General features: G+C 61.5%; 16 protein-coding genes and 1 pseudogene. 8 read left to right on the forward strand and 9 right to left on the reverse strand.

The genetic code is table 11. From position 1 onward, the window contains the following. Positions 1-43: 43 nt before the first annotated feature. Both QFZ54_RS18605 and QFZ54_RS18610 read right to left on the reverse strand, forming a co-directional pair. Entirely contained in the window at positions 44-1,054 is a 1,011-nt protein-coding gene (locus tag QFZ54_RS18605) for a lysylphosphatidylglycerol synthase domain-containing protein (RefSeq protein WP_307089963.1), read from the reverse strand. 5 nt (positions 1,055-1,059) lie between these two features. Next, a complete protein-coding gene (locus tag QFZ54_RS18610) occupies positions 1,060-2,304 on the reverse strand; it encodes a glycosyltransferase family 4 protein (RefSeq protein ID WP_307089965.1) in 1,245 nt (414 codons plus the stop codon). A gap of 152 nt (positions 2,305-2,456) precedes the next feature. Between QFZ54_RS18610 and QFZ54_RS18615 the strand changes: the two genes are divergently transcribed. Both QFZ54_RS18615 and QFZ54_RS18620 read left to right on the forward strand, forming a co-directional pair. Further along, entirely contained in the window at positions 2,457-3,134 is a 678-nt protein-coding gene (locus tag QFZ54_RS18615; RefSeq protein WP_307089967.1) for a response regulator, read from the forward strand. Further along, complete coding sequence (locus QFZ54_RS18620; RefSeq protein ID WP_307089969.1) at positions 3,131-4,489, forward strand: sensor histidine kinase; 1,359 nt, start codon at positions 3,131-3,133, stop codon at positions 4,487-4,489. The genes QFZ54_RS18615 and QFZ54_RS18620 overlap by 4 nt, the downstream gene beginning before the upstream one ends. Positions 4,490-4,698: 209 nt before the next feature. Here QFZ54_RS18620 and QFZ54_RS18625 read toward each other — a convergent pair whose 3' ends face one another. The 6 genes from QFZ54_RS18625 to QFZ54_RS18650 form a co-directional block, all read right to left on the reverse strand. Next, positions 4,699-6,111, reverse strand: a complete 1,413-nt coding sequence (locus QFZ54_RS18625) for a purple acid phosphatase family protein (RefSeq protein ID WP_307089971.1) — start codon at positions 6,109-6,111, stop codon at positions 4,699-4,701. A 66-nt stretch (positions 6,112-6,177) separates the two neighbouring features. Next, positions 6,178-8,970 carry a TonB-dependent receptor gene (locus tag QFZ54_RS18630; RefSeq protein ID WP_307089972.1) on the reverse strand — a complete coding sequence of 931 codons (2,793 nt, stop codon included), beginning with the start codon at positions 8,968-8,970 and terminating at the stop codon, positions 6,178-6,180. 205 nt (positions 8,971-9,175) lie between these two features. Continuing rightward, a complete protein-coding gene (locus QFZ54_RS18635; protein WP_307089974.1) occupies positions 9,176-10,003 on the reverse strand; it encodes an undecaprenyl-diphosphate phosphatase in 828 nt (275 codons plus the stop codon). Next, entirely contained in the window at positions 10,000-10,218 is a 219-nt protein-coding gene (locus QFZ54_RS18640; protein WP_444965524.1) for a hypothetical protein, read from the reverse strand. The genes QFZ54_RS18635 and QFZ54_RS18640 overlap by 4 nt, the downstream gene beginning before the upstream one ends. Positions 10,219-10,279: 61 nt before the next feature. After that, a complete protein-coding gene (locus tag QFZ54_RS18645; protein WP_307089976.1) occupies positions 10,280-10,963 on the reverse strand; it encodes a cation diffusion facilitator family transporter in 684 nt (227 codons plus the stop codon). A 191-nt stretch (positions 10,964-11,154) separates the two neighbouring features. Beyond that, on the reverse strand, positions 11,155-11,718 hold the full coding sequence (locus QFZ54_RS18650; protein ID WP_307089978.1) for a DedA family protein: 564 nt from the start codon (positions 11,716-11,718) through the stop codon (positions 11,155-11,157). 197 nt (positions 11,719-11,915) lie between these two features. Here QFZ54_RS18650 and QFZ54_RS18655 point away from each other — a divergent pair, with 197 nt between their 5' ends. Beyond that, complete coding sequence (locus tag QFZ54_RS18655) at positions 11,916-12,581, forward strand: response regulator transcription factor (RefSeq protein WP_307089980.1); 666 nt, start codon at positions 11,916-11,918, stop codon at positions 12,579-12,581. Further along, a complete protein-coding gene (locus tag QFZ54_RS18660; protein ID WP_307089981.1) occupies positions 12,574-13,920 on the forward strand; it encodes a sensor histidine kinase in 1,347 nt (448 codons plus the stop codon). The genes QFZ54_RS18655 and QFZ54_RS18660 overlap by 8 nt, the downstream gene beginning before the upstream one ends. Positions 13,921-14,186: 266 nt before the next feature. Here QFZ54_RS18660 and QFZ54_RS18665 read toward each other — a convergent pair whose 3' ends face one another. Continuing rightward, a complete protein-coding gene (locus tag QFZ54_RS18665; protein ID WP_307089983.1) occupies positions 14,187-14,369 on the reverse strand; it encodes a CsbD family protein in 183 nt (60 codons plus the stop codon). A gap of 322 nt (positions 14,370-14,691) precedes the next feature. Here QFZ54_RS18665 and QFZ54_RS18670 point away from each other — a divergent pair, with 322 nt between their 5' ends. From QFZ54_RS18670 to QFZ54_RS18685, 4 genes and pseudogenes are all read left to right on the forward strand, one after another. Further along, complete coding sequence (locus QFZ54_RS18670; RefSeq protein WP_307089985.1) at positions 14,692-15,126, forward strand: antitoxin Xre-like helix-turn-helix domain-containing protein; 435 nt, start codon at positions 14,692-14,694, stop codon at positions 15,124-15,126. Further along, complete coding sequence (locus tag QFZ54_RS18675) at positions 15,123-15,602, forward strand: RES family NAD+ phosphorylase (RefSeq protein WP_307089987.1); 480 nt, start codon at positions 15,123-15,125, stop codon at positions 15,600-15,602. Before QFZ54_RS18670 ends, QFZ54_RS18675 begins: the two co-directional genes overlap by 4 nt. Positions 15,603-16,275: 673 nt before the next feature. Next, a pseudogene (locus QFZ54_RS18680) lies at positions 16,276-16,434 on the forward strand (IS91 family transposase); the annotation flags it as partial. Positions 16,435-16,820: 386 nt separating this feature from the next. Further along, positions 16,821-17,231 carry a glycine zipper 2TM domain-containing protein gene (locus QFZ54_RS18685; RefSeq protein WP_307089989.1) on the forward strand — a complete coding sequence of 137 codons (411 nt, stop codon included), beginning with the start codon at positions 16,821-16,823 and terminating at the stop codon, positions 17,229-17,231. Positions 17,232-17,269: the final 38 nt, after the last annotated feature.

Here is a 17,269-nt window from a genome sequence, read left to right on the forward strand (position 1 = left end):
CGATAAACCGAGCGGATGGACGCCCCCTCATCGCGCGCCCGGCTTACGCCGACCTTACACGTGCAGCGCGCAGGTCGGTGGTACCGCGCAGTTCATGGACGCCGAACAGCAGCATGCCGATGGCCAGCGGGATCAGGTAATAGATCACGCGGTAGGCTAGCAATGCAGCGAACAGGCTCGCGCGGTCGACTTCGGGCAGGCTGACGAGCATGACCGCCTCGAACACGCCGACACCACCAGGCGCGTGGGTGATGAGGCCGGTGACGATCGCGACGAGATACCCGAGCAGCAGCACGGGAAAGATCGCCGCTCCCGCACTCGGCAGCAGCACGAACAACGCGCTGGCCGCCAGGACGATATCGATGCTGGCTAGCATAATCTGGACGAGCGCCTGCGACACACTCGGCAGCGGTATAGAGCGGCCGAACAGGACGAGCCTCCGTCCGGCACGACGGTTCAGGCCAACGAGCACCGCGGCAAGAATGGCAAAACTCGAGGCGCCGATCGCAGCATGGACCGGATAGGACAGCGCCATGCCAGCGACCGTCACCGTCCCCGGCTGGGCGATCAGTCCGAACCCCAGCAACAGCAGGACGCCCGACCAGAAGGTCACTCCGGTCAGGACCATGATATGCGCCACTTCACCGATCGTCAGGCCTGCTGGCTGGTAGATCCGCAATCGCGCGGTTCCGCCGGTCAGCAGCGCGAATCCGAAATTATGGCTGAAGACATAGCTGGTGAACGATGCGAGCGCAGCGCGTCGGTAGTCGACGTGCTTCCCGACGATCCGTAGCGCGATAACATCATATCCCGTCAGTACGCCGTAGCTGAGTGCGGTCACGGAGGCTGCGGCGAACAGGCGTGGCCAGCCGATCCGCGACAAGGCCACGCGGATGTCGATCCAATCGACGCCGTCCAACAGGTGCGACAGCGCCGAGACGGCAATGCCGACGATCGCGATCATCGCCACCGCAGCAACGCCGGTGCGAACCGACGGTAAGGATCTCGCGCGACGCAGCCCTAAGCATGCCGAGCCGAGCCGCTGTTTGATCACGGCGATCAGCCCGAGACCGATCGGTTTAGCGACCCGATGGTCTCGCCGGTCCGCGCATCGTCATTGCTAAGGAGCGCGTGATACGCGTCCGTGACCATCGCCGACGCCCTGTCCCAACTGTAATCCTCGCTGGCGGCTCGCGCGGCGCGCGACATCGTCGACCGCAGATCCGAAAATACCGCGAGGCGGCGCACAGCGGTAACTGCGCCGTCTATATCACCGACCGAGTAGAACATGCCCGTTCCCTTGCGCAGGAGGTTCCGGCCGCTCGGGATATCGACGCACACGCTCGGCAGGCCTGATGCCATCGCCTCCAACGTCACGTTGCCGAACGCTTCGGTGATGCTCGGATTGACAAAGATGTCGGCGCTAGCGACCGCGCGGCCGAGTTCCTCGCCCGACAGACTTCCCAACAGCTGCGCGTTCGGAAGCCGCTTGGAAAGCCAGCGCCGTTCCGGACCGTCGCCGACGATCAGCGGTCGGACCGCGACGCCCGAGGTGGTGACCCGGTCGACGATGTCCGCAAACAGCGCCGGTCCTTTCTCGCGGACGAGGCGACCAAAGAAGAGGACGACTACGTCGTCGTCCTGAAAGCCATGCGATCGACGCCAGGCGAGATTGCGGTTCTCCGGCGAGAACTGGTCTCGGTCGACGCCGCGTCCCCATAGGCGCGTGCGGTCGCCAAAGCCCTTCTCAGTGAATTCGTCGGCAATTGGCGCGGTGGGCACGAGGATCGTGTCGCTGCCTCGGTAGAAGCGATCGAGATGCCGTTCCATCGCCGGCCGGATCAGCCCTGCACCGTAGAACTGTGCATAGGTCTCGAAACGCGTATGGAGGCTGGCGACCACGGGAACGTCGATCGTCCGCGCAAGCCGCTGCGCCGCGGTGCCGGTCCAGTCGGGGGCGGATACGTGGACGATATCGGGCCGGAATGCCCGCACGTCGCGGCGCAGTTCGGCCGACAATCCCAAGCCCAGTCGATAATCGCCGCGACCGGGGATCCGTACTGACGGAACCGACACGAGCGTGCCCGCAGGTTCGAACGCCGGCGTGTCCGACGTCGGCGAATAGACCCGGACCTCCGTTCCACGGCGTTCGAGATACGCTACGAGGCGGTTTAGCGCCTGGTTGGCGCCATCGCGAAGATAGTTGTAATTGCCGGAGAACAGCGCGACCCGTCGTGGAAGAGGGACCGTCGCCGGGTTGGGACGCGTAGCGAGTCGCCGGAACGGGCGAAGGGTATCGAACATGGAGACACTCTGATTTTTGCTGACGGCGCATTGTGCGACATCGATTGGGATCAAGATCTGGATCGAGGATCGACCGGGCTACGCGGCCTGGCTTACGTGAGCCTTACAGACCGATCGCCATGTGATCGGCGCGCCCGGAGCGGCGCCGGACGATGAGAATCCTGATCGTTGAGGACCATGCCGAGCTGGTCACGATGCTGGTCCGCCTGCTCGAAACTGCCGGCTATGCGTCGGACTGCACGACGACGGCGGAGGATGCGCTCCTCGTCCTGTCCTATACGCGCTATGCCGTGGTGATCCTCGATCTGGGGCTCCCGGATGCCGACGGGCTGTCGGTGGTGCGCAAGATGCGTGCACGCGACGACCGCACGCCCGTGATCGCGCTGACTGCGCGGGCTAGCGTCGCTCACCGGGTTACGGGGCTCGAAGCGGGTGCCGACGATTATCTGGCCAAGCCATTTGCGCCCGAAGAGCTGCTCGCCAGGATCCAAGCGCTGCTCCGGCGTAGCGGGACGATCGTCGACCGGACGATCGATTACGGCAATGTCAGCTTCGATCCCGCCACGCGAGAGGTTGCGATTGGCGGCGTGCCGACCGTGCTGTCCGCGCGCGAATTGGAGGTCCTTGCTGCTCTGATCCGCCGGTCAAGCCGGGTCGTGACGAAGGCGCATCTCGAACAACTGCTGTTCGGACTGGCCGACGATCTGGGCTCGAATGCGGTCGAGGTTTATATTCACCGGCTGCGACGACGGCTGACGCTGGCCGACGCGGATGTCGAGATCGTCACCGTCCGCGGCGTCGGCTACATGCTCGTCGAGCGCATGACATGATGCTCCAACCGCGATCGCTGATGGCCCAGATCCTGCGATGGCATGCGATCGCCGTGCTGATCACCGCGATCGCGGTCGCCGGCAGCGTGTACCTTTTCCTCGATACGACCGCGGCGCGCATCCAGCAGCAGACGCTGCACGTCCACGCACAAGCCCTACAGCAGGCACTGTCGCACGACGGCACCGGCCGCCTGCGGCTGACACAGGATAATACTAGTGCGGCGGTTTTCGCGCCGGGCGCGGGCTTCGCGTTCCGGATCGTCGACCGCCGCGGTGCGGTCCTGTTCCAGTCGCAGTCGAGGATGGTGCTGCCAACTGCGAACATCCCGCTGGAGGACGAGGAGAGCTTCTTTCGCCGTCAGTCCCGCCGGACCTTCTACGCCGGGACGAGCTACCCGGCGCGGATCGGCAACGAGCGGGTCTGGATCGCCGTCCTCCAGAATCTTACCCATCCCGATTATATTCTAGACGATCTGCTGGCGCAGTTCCTGCTTTACGGGATGGCGATCGTAGCGCCGCTGCTGCTGTTGCTGCTCGCGATAGACGTGCTGATCATCCGCCGCGCGGTCCTACCAGTGCGTCGAGCATCGGCCTCGCTCGAGACCGCGGAAGGCGTGCCGCTCGATCTCCGGTTGCACGACGAGCGACTTCCCGCCGAAGTCCGCCCACTGGCGCTTGCCGTCAATGCGATGCTTGAGCGACTGGCGTCGAGTTACCGCATGCAACGGGATTTCACGGCCGACGCGGCGCATGAACTGCGCACACCGATTGCCGTCGCCCGGTTGCGGGTCGAGGGCGTGGAAGATCCAGGGTTACGAGGGCAATTGCGCGGCGATCTCGATATGCTTGGCCGGATCGTCGAGCAGTTGCTGGAGATCGCGGAACTCGAAACGGTCGGATTGGATACCGCCGCATCGGTGGATCTCGTGCGGATCGCGACCGAAAGCGTCGCGTCGATCGCGCCGCTGGCCTTCCGTGCCGGCAAGTCGATCGCGTTTTCGAGTGAGGCGGACAAGGTGGTGATAGCGGGGCACGCGGCGTGGATCGCTAAAGCGTTGGGATGCTTGATTGAGAACGCGGTAACCCACAGCGGGGAGGGGCGTCTGATCGAAGTCACGGTCCGCGCAGATGGCACGCTTGCGGTTTGCGACGACGGATCTGGCGTACCCGAGCAGGACCAGACGGCGATCTTTCGTCGGTTCTGGAAACGCGATCGTTCCGCCGGGCGCAGTAGCGGCCTCGGCCTTGCAATCGTCGCACAAGTCGCAGAGGCGCACCAAACCACTGTGACTCTTACCTCGCGCCCCGGACGGACGAGATTTGCCATTGTTTTTCGTCTGATATCAGGAGGATAATAACCACTATCCGGTGTCGGTAACTTCCCGAAATCGGTTTGCATGAAACCTTCAAGGCGAAATGCCAAAGGTAAACGGAAGCAGCAACCGCGTAGAGTAAAAATCAAGCCAGAGTGACAGGCTGCGGACTTACATCACATTCAGCTACAAACATGTCCAATCTGACAGGCGGTCCAGCATCGCCGAATTCAACATCTGCGATCTTCGCATTATTTGCCGCGGGCGACGCACTTTCCGCCGTCCGGCCCGATGGTCCCGTTGCACGTCCGGGTCGCAAGCGTCGCTTCCGTGGTTTCCGATAGCCGGTTTCGGCCATCCTTGCCCCGCGCGAGATCGAAGCCGTCGTACAGCTTGCCCGACGCGGTGAACGTGCGGAACTGCAGCCGGTCGCCGGCAACGTCGACCACCTGATAGAGTTCGGTCGCTTCGGCGGTTTTATCGGGCTGGCTGCGCGCGCGGTCGTTCAAGCCGTACATTTTGGAGCCTGTGACCGAAACGAGATACACTGGCCCTTGAATACCGCCCGTCTTCGCACGCTCTGCACGACCGGCATCGCGTCCGGCGTCCGCGGTTAGGCGGCTGTAGCAATGATCGTGTCCCTGGAGCACGAGATCGACCTTGCGCGTCTCGAATATCTCCTTCCACGCGCCTTTCAGCGCTGCGGTATCCTCGGGTCGGGCGCAGGTAAACAGCGGTTGATGGAAGAGCACAATATTCCACTTCGCTTTGCTCGCAGCCAGCGTCGCGTCCAGCCACCGCGTCTGGCTGTCGAGTTGCCCCAGTTCCAGTGCCGCGGTGCCGTCGAGAACGATGAAGCGTACGCCCTGATAATCGACGAAATAGGTCGTTGCCTTGACGGGCGTAGCGCCATTATTGGGCAGCGCGAACTGGAGCGGCCAATACGGCCCGAGCTTACGGCTCTGCGTCCCATCGGCCAGTGTCACATCGACATATTCGTGATTGCCGGTGGCCGGCAGCTGGGGCAGCATGGCATAGTTGTATCCACCAGCCTGGTCGAACTCACCCCATTCGTCGTCATGATCGAGGTCGTCGCGTTGGGCCGCCAGATCTCCCGCATGTACGACCAGTTCGATCCCACCATTGGCATGAAAGGCCTGGCGGATCACGCGCGCGGCGTAGGTGAGAATGCCGTTCTGAATGTCGCCCAGATACAGGAAGCGGAACGGCTTTTCTTGTGACGCTGCAGTACGGAACTGGATCCATTCGCTCCAGCCGGCGCTGCCCTTCAGACGGTAGGCATAGACCGTATCAGGGGTAAGCCGTTCGAAGCGAATCTGGTGATACCGTGCGGCACCGTTCGCGCTCGTCATCGCGGTACTGGTCCCGGTGACCAGTATCGCCTTGTCGGCCAGCGTCGGTCCGTCCACCGCCACCGCGATCTGCGCCCGCGACGTCGCCTGGGCCATATCGGTGCGATAGGACACCGCCATTCCGTGCGACGGATCCGCCGCGGCGGTCAGCATGATGCGATCGGGAAGGTTGTGTGGGGCGTAGGGCAGGCCGGGGGAGCGGGGGATCGCCGATACCGACTGCGCGACGGCATCAGTGCCCAGCGCCAGGATCAGGAGACTGGCAGCCACGGAAAGGGTCGGTTTCAGCATTGAGGGTCTCGATAATGATACGGGGGCGCGGGATGGCCGCGTGGCGGATGCCAAGCGGCTCGTCGCTCAGAAGCTGGCCATCACGCCGAACTTGGCGGTCCAGTTATACTTCTCGTATTGCAGCAGGCGCTGTGACCCGGCGAAGTTCTGGTAGGCGTAGTAGGGCGCGTCCGTGACGTTGATCCATTCCGCGAACAGCCGCGTGCGGGGCAGGACTCGAAACTTGGCGGACAGGTCGAGCTGGAAGTGATCGTTGACGATACGATCCTCGTTGGCGGATCCGCCCACCTCGTCGAGATACTTGTCACGGTAGGTACCCGCCGCGCGCAAGGATATCGGTCCCTTTTCATAACCCAGTACGACATTGAACGTATTCTTCGATGCCGAAGGCAACGCGATCCGGCGGGGATCGGTTCTGTCGCCGCCAGTGAACACGGTGCCGGTTGCATCGGTATAGGTGTAGTTTGCGTTGAGCAGCAGGCCGTCGAATGGAGCGGGCAGGAACGTGAGTGCCTGGTTGTACGACAGTTCGATGCCCTTCACCGTCGCCGTCTCGCCATTCACGAAGGTGACCGCCTCGGTATAGTCGATGCCGTAGGCCGAACCGGGCTCGAAGTCGCGTTGCTCGACGACGAAGTCCTTGATCGACTTCCAGAACACGCCGGCGGTCAGTGCAGCGCTGTTCCCAAAATACCATTCCGCCGAGAGATCTCCGTTCCAGGACCGGTAAGGCTTGAGGTTCGGGTTTCCGAACTCCGCTTCGGCATCCTCGTTCAGCAGGAAGCGCGGTGCCAGGTTGGATAGTTTGGGACGGACAAGGCTTTTCGACCCGCCAAGCCGCAGAACGACGTCCTTAGCCGGCTCGTAGCGCACGGTCAGGCTCGGCAGTACGTCGGTATAGTCCCGCCGAAACCGGTTGGGCGTGATGACGACGTCATCGCCGTCGGTTGCGGTCAGCGCGGCGCGAATGTCATTGCGCGTACGCTCGACGCGCAGGCCGCCAATGACGCGCACCTGCTGGCTGTCCCAACGGCCAAGCGCATAGCCGGCCTGGACGTCTTCATCGATCGCATAGTCCGACGATGCGGAGTTCAGCGCGGTCTCAATCGGATCGAGTTCGAATAGCGACCGGTTCGCGTTGAAGAAATCGCGAGGAGCGTTTCGATCGACCACCGGGCCGAGGTCGGTGAAACGGTAGGTCTGCTTGCCGAGTACATCGGCCAGCGTGTAATCGCCGTCATACCCGCCGAAATACTCCATATCGAAGTCGTAGCTCTTCTTGCGCCAGCGCAGCTTCGTGCCGGCCTGCACCGTAAACGTCCCGCCATCCGCCGCAAATTCGCGCAAGACGTCGCCGCGCAGCGTGAACTCTCGATCCTGCGAGTCCGACAGTGCGGTCCGTTCCACCCGGTTGAAGGCGTATTGCTTAGGATCGTTGACGAGATCGGCGCCGCTGGTGATCGTGTACAGCGGCAGGCGTGGATTTGAATAATCGAAGTTCACGTCGACGCCATCGCCGTCGAAGCGGGTGCGAAACCGGGTCGGATCGAGCGAGCCGCTCTCCTTCTCCGAAGCCTTCGAATAGGCGCCGGAGTACACGAACTTCCAGGGACCGGTAACGGTTTCGCCGCCAAGCGTGAGCGAACCGATGCGCTGCTTCTCAAAGCGGTCCTTCATGCCCCGACGGACTTCGATGCGGCCATCGGCATCGGTGAACGCCGCAGAGGTCGCGGTGCCGGAAGCGGCGGGCTCGTCGAAGATGAACGTCAGATCGCCGCGGTACTCGTGATCGCTGAACTGGCTGTAGAGTCCGCGCGCATAGAGCTTCGTCGTGTCGCTCGGCCGCCAGTCGAGCGTGAGCGAACTACCCAGGCGCTTTCGCTCCACGTCATAGTCGCGATACTGTACTTCCTCGACATAGGCGATGCCGTCGTCGTTGACGTCCCAGCCCGACGCTTCGACGTTGTCGGTCTCGAACTTGCGCCGGTAATAGCTGATGCCACCGGCAATGCCGAAATTGTCCGTCAGGCGTTTCGAGAAGTCGAAGCTCGCCTTGGGGGTCAGTGCGTCGGCATAGTCGTTGTAGCTGCCTTCGAGTTTGACCGAGAACAGGTCCTTCTTCCGATCGAACGCGCTTGTCGTGTTGATCTCGATCGAGGCGCCGATCGTGTCGCCGTCCATGTCCGGGGTCAGCGATTTCTTCACTTCGATCGACTCGATCAGTTCGGCCGGGATCACGTCGAGCGCGACCGAGCGCACGTCGCTTTCCGGCGCTGGTACACGCGTGCCGTTGATCGACGCGGCATTCAGTTCGGGATCGAGACCGCGCACCGACACGAACCGGCCTTCGCCCTGATCGTTCAGGATGTTGACGCCGGGCAGGCGTCGCAGCGACTCCGCGACATTCTGATCGGGAAACTGTCCGATCGCGTCGCGGGTCAGGACGCTCTCGACCCCATCGGCCGATCGTTGCCGAGAGAGGCTGCTCGACACGTTGGCCGCTTGGCCCACGACGATGATGTTCTGATCCGACAACGATCCCATTACGATATCGGCACGCGCCGCGCCGGTGTCGGCAACAGTCACTGTGGTTCGCGACGGCGCCGCGTTGATGTAACGAGCTTCAATCGTATAGGTACCCGCAGGCACGTCGGCGAAGCGGAAGCTCCCGTCACGCCCTGCTTCGGCGACGCGGTTGAGTTCGACGATCCGCAGTGCAGCACCCTGCAATGTGCGCGTGCCCGTACCATCTGATACCGTACCGACGATCTCGCTGGCAACAGCCATGGCCGGCGCGAGAAAGGCAATGCCCAATGCAAGATAGCTGGCGCGCGAAAGCGCGCGGCGAAGCGTGTTCATATGTCCTGAGCCCCATTGCGATCTGCAACGCGTCGGGCCTGAACGACCGTCGCGTCTTGTCGGTCGGAGCAAGTGTGAGCGCTAGATGACAATTGCGCGACATATTCGGGACGGGAGCGTTACGCGGGCAAAGATTGGGAGATATCAATGTTCGCGCAGTACGACGGCAAGCCCGAAGGCCACCCTTAGACCAGTACGGCCTCGATCACGTTGCGGGTATGTACCCCAGTGAGAGCAGACCAAGCAACGCCGTTCCGGCAAGGATACGGTACACGACGAAAGGCATGTAGCTGCGCGACGATACGATCCGCAGGAACGCGATGATCACGCCGTAACCGACGACGAACGCCGTGAGCGTGGCGATCGCGAGACACGTCCACGATGGACCACCAGTCAGTTCGCGGCTGGCGATCAGCTGGTAAAAACCCGATAGCAGCACGGCAGGTATTGCAAGCAGGAACGAGTAGCGCGCCGCTGCTGCCCGGGTATAGCCCAGCGCTAGGCCGGCGCTGATCGTCCCTCCGGACCGCGAAACGCCGGGTATCAGCGCCATCGCCTGGGCAAAGCCAAGCACGACGCCGTCGCGCCATGTCATGCTATCGAGGATACGCGTCTTTCTTCCGACGATATCCGCCACCGCGAGGACCAATCCGAAGACGATGAGCATCGTGGCGGTCAGGTACAGGTTACGAAGCGACGTTTCGATAGCGTGCCGGAAGAGCAGGCCCGCGACGGAGATAGGCACAGTACCAAGCAGGACCAACCAACCCATTCGGGCATCCGGCGACAGCGTTGCTCGACCATGTGGTAGCGAGGTGAACCACGCGGCCCCGATCCTCCAGATATCCCGGCGAAAATACACCAGCACCGCGGCTTCGGTGCCGATCTGGCTGATGGCCGTGAACGCCGCACCAGGGTCCGCGCCGTCGTTCATGAACAGACTCGCGATCCGTAGATGCGCGCTGGACGATACGGGCAGGAACTCCGTCAGCCCCTGAATCAGCCCGAGCAGGGCCGCTTCGAACCAGGTCATGCCTCATTAGCCGCGACGTTGGCGGCGGTGATCGCCGCGTCGCGCCGGTGCGCTTCGAAGCTCTGCGCTTCGATGAAGACACGCGTCACTTCGGGATGGGTCTGCTTGATCGCGCGTTCGAGCGCGCTGACGGTCGCCTCGACGCCTGAGGCGCGCAGGCCATCGCTGAAGTCCAGACTGACTGCCACGAGCACGTCGTTCGGCCCGAAGTGCATGGTCAGCAGTTCGTTGACGCGCAGGACGCCCTCGCCGGAGGACGCGATCGCGCGTATGCTGTTACGTACGGTCGGGCGAACTCCCTTCCCCAGTCAGAAGGCTCTGACATTCGTAGGCGAGGAACGCGGCAGTGACTGCGAGGATCAGCCCGATGACGATCGATGCGGCACCATCGAGCCAAGGCATTCCGAGCGCCTGCGACAGGAAGATCCCTAGCATTGCCGTCAAGAGTCCCAGCAGAGCAGCGGAGTCCTCGAACAACACGGTAAAGATCGTCGGATCCTTGCTTGCGCGAATGGCCTCGATCCAGCTGCCCGAACCCTTCTCCTTCCGAAACGCACGCAGCGCGACCCACCAGACGCCGCCTTCGAAGACCAGTCCGAGCGTAAGCACGAGGTAGTTGATCCATGCGTTCTCGACGGCGTGCGGGGTCTGGATCTTGTCTATGCCCTGGTAGATCGAGATGCCGGCACCCAGTCCGAAAATCAGGATTGCAACAACGAAGGCCCAAAAATAGAGACGTAGACCATGACCGAAGGGATGGTCCGGCGTCGCTGGCTTTGCCGCCTGCTTGATCCCGTAGAGCAACAGGATCTGGTTGCCCGTGTCGACTAGCGAATGAACGCCTTCCGACAGCATGGCCGACGACCCCGTGAACCAGGCGGCAACGAACTTGGTGATCGCAATTGCAGCATTACCGGCAAGCGCGGCGAAGATCACAGTCTTCGAACTGTTGGCAGCCATGACGTTCAGGAATCCTAGTGATGTAGGCCAAGATTTCTCGGCGAAAGTTTAGAGTGATTGTCGAATTATTCGTGCCGAGCGACGTCGCTCTCGGCTCTTGACGCCTCCACCAACGGCTTTAGCACCTATGACACCTCCGGCTATGGTGACGGCTGCAATACAAAGGCCGAACAGAACGACATGGATCTCTGTCAGTGCCTCTCGCCCCACCAAGCGACCGTGCCGCGATATCCGGGCGCGAACAGCGCCGGCACCCAGATAACCGCGGACACAATGTTGGCGATCTGGAACGAGCGCTGCCGCATGCCCATCAGGCCCGCGACAAGCGGTACGGTAGCGCGCACTGGTCCGAGGAAGCGGCCAAAAAGGACGGAAACGGCGCCGTAGCGGCGTAAGAAGAGACGCGCTCGGGCAGCGGCGTGGCGATATCGATTGAGCGGCCAGCGTCGAAATGCGGAAGGACCGATCCATCGGCCGAGTTCGAACGAGAGCCAGTCACCCAGCACCGCGCCGATGATCGCGCAGGACACATGGGGATGGGATCGAGCATCCCTGTGGCGATCATTCCGCCGACCGCCATCATCAACGCGGTGGCGGGGATCAACACGCCGATCAGCACGAGGGACTCGCAGAATGCGAGAACGCCAATGACGGGTCCGGCCCACCAGGAATGACGGACGATGAAGATCGTCGCTTCGGTGATCACGCCGTCCAAGACATTCACTCCAAGCGAGATACACTGCGAACGACGGCATCAGGTTCCCGGCAAGGACCAAGCTGGTGGCCCAGTGCTGCCAAGCTGATCGCGCCAGCGACTAGCCAGCAAGCCCCGGACCTACAATAAGAGTCCCAAAGGTTGGGCATTATCAATCTTTCCTTGGCAGCAACGCATGCCGATCACGGTAAGGATGGTCTGGATAACGTAGAGCGTTGAAGGTGCCCGGCTGTGCGAGTGTTGCTGATCGAAGACGACGCAGACGCTGCCGAGAGCATCTGTCGAGCCTTGACCGCCGAGGGACACGACGTGTCGCCCGAAGGAAGCGGACAAGGCGGTGTCGCAAGCCTCCTTCGCGCCGCACCTGACTTGATGATCGTGGATCGTATGCTGCCCGACATGGATGGCATCGCGGTCGTGCAAACCGCCCGATCCAGTGGTTATATCGGGCCCGTCTTGTTGCTTACAGCACTTGGTTCGATCGAGGATCGCGTCACCGGGCTTCGCGCCGGCGCTGACGATTATCTGGTTAAGCCGTTCGCCGTCGCCGAACTGGTCGCGCGGATCGAAGCGCTTCTTCGACGCGGCACCAAGCAGCAGGAGGTGGCAAGCTTCGGGAGTATTCGGATCGATCGTCTGCGGCGCGAAGTATGGCGAGAAGACCGGCGTGTCGTGCTGCAGCCCCGCGAGTTCGAGCTGCTAGAGCGGCTCGTGAGCCAGAATGGCAAGACGGTATCAAGGACAATGCTGCTCGAAAAGGTATGGCATCTGCATTTCGATCCGCAGACAAACATCGTCGAGACCCATATGAGCCGACTGCGCCAGAAACTGAACGCAGGTTTTGATATCGACGCGATCCGCACCGTGCGAGGGATCGGCTACAGCCTGCGCGCAGATGGTTGAGACTGCGCGAACCGCACGCCAGATCACGCTTTTCTTCATCGGCTGCTTCACTCTGGCGACGCTTGCTCTGGGGATCGGAGCCGATCTGATCGGCAAACGCATCGTCATCGAACAACTGGACGAAGAAATCGCGGCTGAAGTGCAAAGTCTTCTCACGGTCGCCGGAAAGGGCGGCGCTCCTGCGATGAAGTGGGCGCTTCGACGCAGGGACGACCGCGGCGTCAACAACTTCGGCTATCTGCTTGTCGGGAGCGATGGACGCCGACTTGGCGGCGAGCTTGCGACGATGCCGCCCGGCCTTGGCTGGGCCAACATCCAGTTTCGCGATCCCGATGGAGAGCAGCACGCAGCCAGAGCGCAGACTGCGATGCTTCGCGACGGTGCACGTCTGACCGTCGCTACGGAGCTTGCCCCTGCAGAAGAGATGCGCAACACGCTTTTGTCCCTGTTCTTGGCCGGCTTTTGCATCATGCTAGCTATCGGCTTGGCAGGCGGAGCGTTGTTCGGACGTACGATCCGCGCTCGGCTGGGATCGGTCACGCGCGCAGCAAGGTCCGTTACCGAAGGGGATCTTGATCAACGGATCGCGGTCAGTGACCGGCAGGACGAATTCGACCAACTCGCGACGACGCTCAACAGCATGCTGGATCGTAACGCAGCCCTTATTGAAAACCTGAGACACGTCTCAAGCGACATCGCCCACGACCTACGAACGCCAATCATGCGGCTGCGTCTTCGCTTCGAGCAGGCGCTTGCAAAAGCGGAGGAGGACAGTGAAGAGGCGAGGCAGATAGATCGGTCGATCGCCGACATCGATGCCATTCTGTCCTTATTTGCAGCACTTCTGCGTATTGCGGAGATCGAGTCCGGGGCATTGCACGCCTATTTCCACCGTGTCGATTTGAGCGCAACGGTATCATTGCTTGCCGATAGTTACATTCTCGTAGCGCAGGACAGCGGCCGCAGCCTTTCATGTCAGATCGACGGCGACACTACACTGATCGGTGACACCGAACTGCTGGCGCAGATAGTCGTCAATCTGCTTGAGAACGCGCTGCGGCATACCCCGGAAGGCAGCGTCATCAACCTCGGTCTGACGCGAACGGAGGCCCAAACGATCCTGACGATCGCAGACGATGGGCCAGGCATCGCGGAGTATGATCGAGAACGTGCCGTACAGCGATTTTCGAAGCTAGCGCGCGGAACAGACAAGGGTCACGGCTTAGGATTAAACTTGGTCGCTGCGATAACGGCGGCCCATGGCGGAACGATGGAATTGCTGGACAACCGACCGGGGCTGATGGTTATGATCAAGTTTCCCGTTGGCCAGAAACCTTGAGGACTCATCACTCAACTCCCCGTTAAAAGGCAGACAGTCCTAGTTGTCGTTCGCTGCCGACGCCGATAAATCGGGGCGGAGAATGCCAAGTTCGTCGAGTTGCTCGACAAGTTGTATAAGTTGAGCTTCAATCTTCTTGGCGCCTGCTGATATATCGATGGTCCAAAGACCGTTATTCATTAACATATATACACCCAGAATGGCTGCATCGAGATACCTGGTCTACGGCCGTCGATTGCTCGACGACCGTAGTTTATTGATCGGCGTCAAATTTTGTCGTTGAGCGCGCCTTTTACGCTACCCTTGACGTCCTGGCCTGTGCCTTTGAGCTGCTGCGCCTCGCCTTCGGCTTCGAGTTCAGCATTGTTCGTTGCCTCGCCGAACAGCTCCTTTGCCTTGCCTGCGATCTTATTGCCTGCTGCCGAGGCCTTGTCGGTGAATTCGCCCATTTCATGGTCCTATTTGCTAAACCTCAACAGGAGGCCGCTTCAGGAGGGTAACGCACGGCACCTCAAAGCTAGCCGCCGCCTGTTCGTATTTTCCATGACATTGGGAAATCTCAATGTTTGGGCGAAGGTCACTCGCGCAAAACCAGGAAGCGCGGCTTCGATGGCATGCCATTGGCCCAGCAAAATGACTTTGCCCCTGCCTGACATCTCCATTGGCTGATAGGAATTGATCAGCAGAAGATATTTGCATGAAGGACGGAGCCGGCCCTTGTTTCACGATCAGTTGAGGCGCAAATGTGCATCAACTGAAACGGAGTAGGCTATGGCTACGCAACCCGCATCGATCGAGACGCTTTTGGGCGTCAACGCCGGCCGTCAGGCTTCGCGGCTCGCGCTCGCCTACTCGATCGAGAGCGGCCTGCCCGTGTCTGCGCTCGATCGGCTCGCTGATGTCGTCGCGCCCGACGACGCGCGATTCAAATTTCGGCTAATTTCGAAGGCCACGCTGGAGCGTCGCCGTAAATCGCCCTCCAAGCGTCTCACCAGTGAGGAAGGCGATCGGCTTGCCCGTCTCGCCAAGGTGTTCAGCTTCGCACTTGATATCTACAAGGCACCAGAAAAGGCGCGCGAGTTCCTGAGCCGCCCCCATGCCATGTTGGACGGCAAGCCACCTCTGGATGTTGCCCTCGCCACTGGTCCCGGCGCTGACCTCGTGATCAATCTACTAGGGCGGGCGGCCTACGGTGGTGGTGCGTGAAAAGCGCTAGGACTGATCGTGTTCTCACGGCCTTCCGAATAGGTGATCCAGACGGCGCGCACCCGATTTACGACAGCGAGGGCGCCCGCTTGTATCCTGGGCGGTGGAACACTTCTGCCAGCCCCGTGATCTACACATCTGAGCATTATTCGACAGCAATGCTGGAAAAGCTGGTTCACTCGAACAGCGTGCTGCCGCCTAATCAACACTATATCCGCATCACCATACCCAATGGTACCAGCTACGAAGTCTTTCAGCCCGCGTCATATCCCGGATGGGATGGTAAGGATGAGGGGATCTGCAAGGTTTACGGCGACAAATGGTACGAGGAGCAGCGCACGGCCTTGCTGTTGGTACCCTCGATCCCGGCTCGGCTAGAAAGAAACATCATCATTCATCCCGCCCATGCCGATGCAAAAGGGATAACGTATGATCTGGCTGAGCCAATATGGTGGGACGAACGGCTTTACGGCTAGCTGTTAGTTTAGTACCCGCTAGTGAGGCATTCCTAGGCAACTTGTCGTCAACGCTCTACGACCGTTGTCAGCGCGATCTTGCCCATCATGCCGGCTTGACCCAGAGCACGAGCCGCTGCGCGGCAGTGGTGGTGGCGGTGAGGTAGCACGCTTGTGCTGAGGTTTGGTCCTGCGGCAGCGGCGGCAGACGACGGAGTTCCTTCAACGAGAGGAACGCCCCATGGCGACTCTACCGGCCGAAACACCCGTTACCCCGCTGCGTCAGCGCATGCTCGACGACATGGCGATGCGCTCAATGCGGTCGCGTACCCAGCACGACTATGTTCGCCACGTTCGCGCCTCACGGCTTTCCTGCTACGCTCTCCGGAGACCGCGACCGTCGAGGACGTACGACGTTTCCAGCTTCACCAGCGCGGGCACGGTGTTGGGGCATCCGTCATCGGCGCCACAGTATCGGCGCTGCGGTTCCTGTTTGACGTGACGCTCGACCGGCCCGACCTGTCGCGCAAACTGGTCCTAGCGGCTCGTCCCCGCAAGCTGCCCGACGTGCTCAGCGTCGAGGAAATGGCGCGGCTGCTCGAGGCGGCGCCGGGCATCAAGTACCGAGCGGCGCTGGGGGTCGCGTACGGCGCGGGCCTCCGCGTGTCGGAGGTCGCGCACAAGCCACCCCCGGTTGAGCCATCGTGCGCGCCTCACTCGGGTCGCCGACATCTTCCGTGCTGCCGGTCCTGCGTACCGGATCGCCCATGCCGGGCATCTGAGCCTCGACCAGCTCAAGGTCATGTCGGCTGTCGAACATTGCTGCACCGCTGCGCTTGGCGGCCACACCGAGGACTGAACCGACTGCGCCCGACGATTTGGCTGACGATCGTGTCAGCCCCACAGGAACTCCAGCATCGGCGCATATTGCCGGCCGTAGACCTCGAACGCGGCACGTTTCAGCAGATTAGGATGCTGCGTGACACCGCTCAGGTCGACGCGCCAAACCGAGATCCAGTTTCAACCTGCGCAGGAACACATCGGTCACCTCAACCGGTACAAGTCCTTGAATATGCCCAAAAGCCATTCTCGCTATAGATGCCTTCTGCCTCCATGCGACGAGGGCTATCGATCGGCACGGCTCGGTGCAAGCCCAGGCTCCAACTTCACATGCCGGCACACCGGAATGAACTTTATCGCCATGATGCAAGTTAACCCCCCATAGATCGGGAGTGAATCATGAAGAAGCATCTTATCGCCGCGCTGATGTCCGTCGCCGTCGTGACCCCCACGATGATGCCCACGGCAGCAACCGCACAGCGTCACGACGACCGCCGTTTCAACAACGACCGTCGCGGCAACGATCGCAACTGGCGTGGCAATGACCGCAACTGGGATCCGTCGCGCAGCTATCAGAACGGCAACTATCGTGAGCGTCGCCTTGGTCGAAACGACCGAATTTATCGTGGCAAGGATGGCCGTGCTTATTGCAAGCGCAACGACGGCACGACCGGTCTGGTGATCGGTGCACTCGGCGGCGGCGCGCTGGCGAACCTGATCGGTGGCGGCACGCTCGGCACGCTGGTGGGTGCTGGTGGCGGCGCATTGCTCGGCCGGTCCGTCGACCGCGGCAACGTGAAGTGCCGCTAAGCTTCAGCCGAAGCTTAAATGAATAACGAAACGGCGGC

Source organism: Sphingomonas faeni, from assembly GCF_030817315.1.
GTDB classification, from domain to species: Bacteria; Pseudomonadota; Alphaproteobacteria; order Sphingomonadales; family Sphingomonadaceae; genus Sphingomonas; species Sphingomonas faeni_C.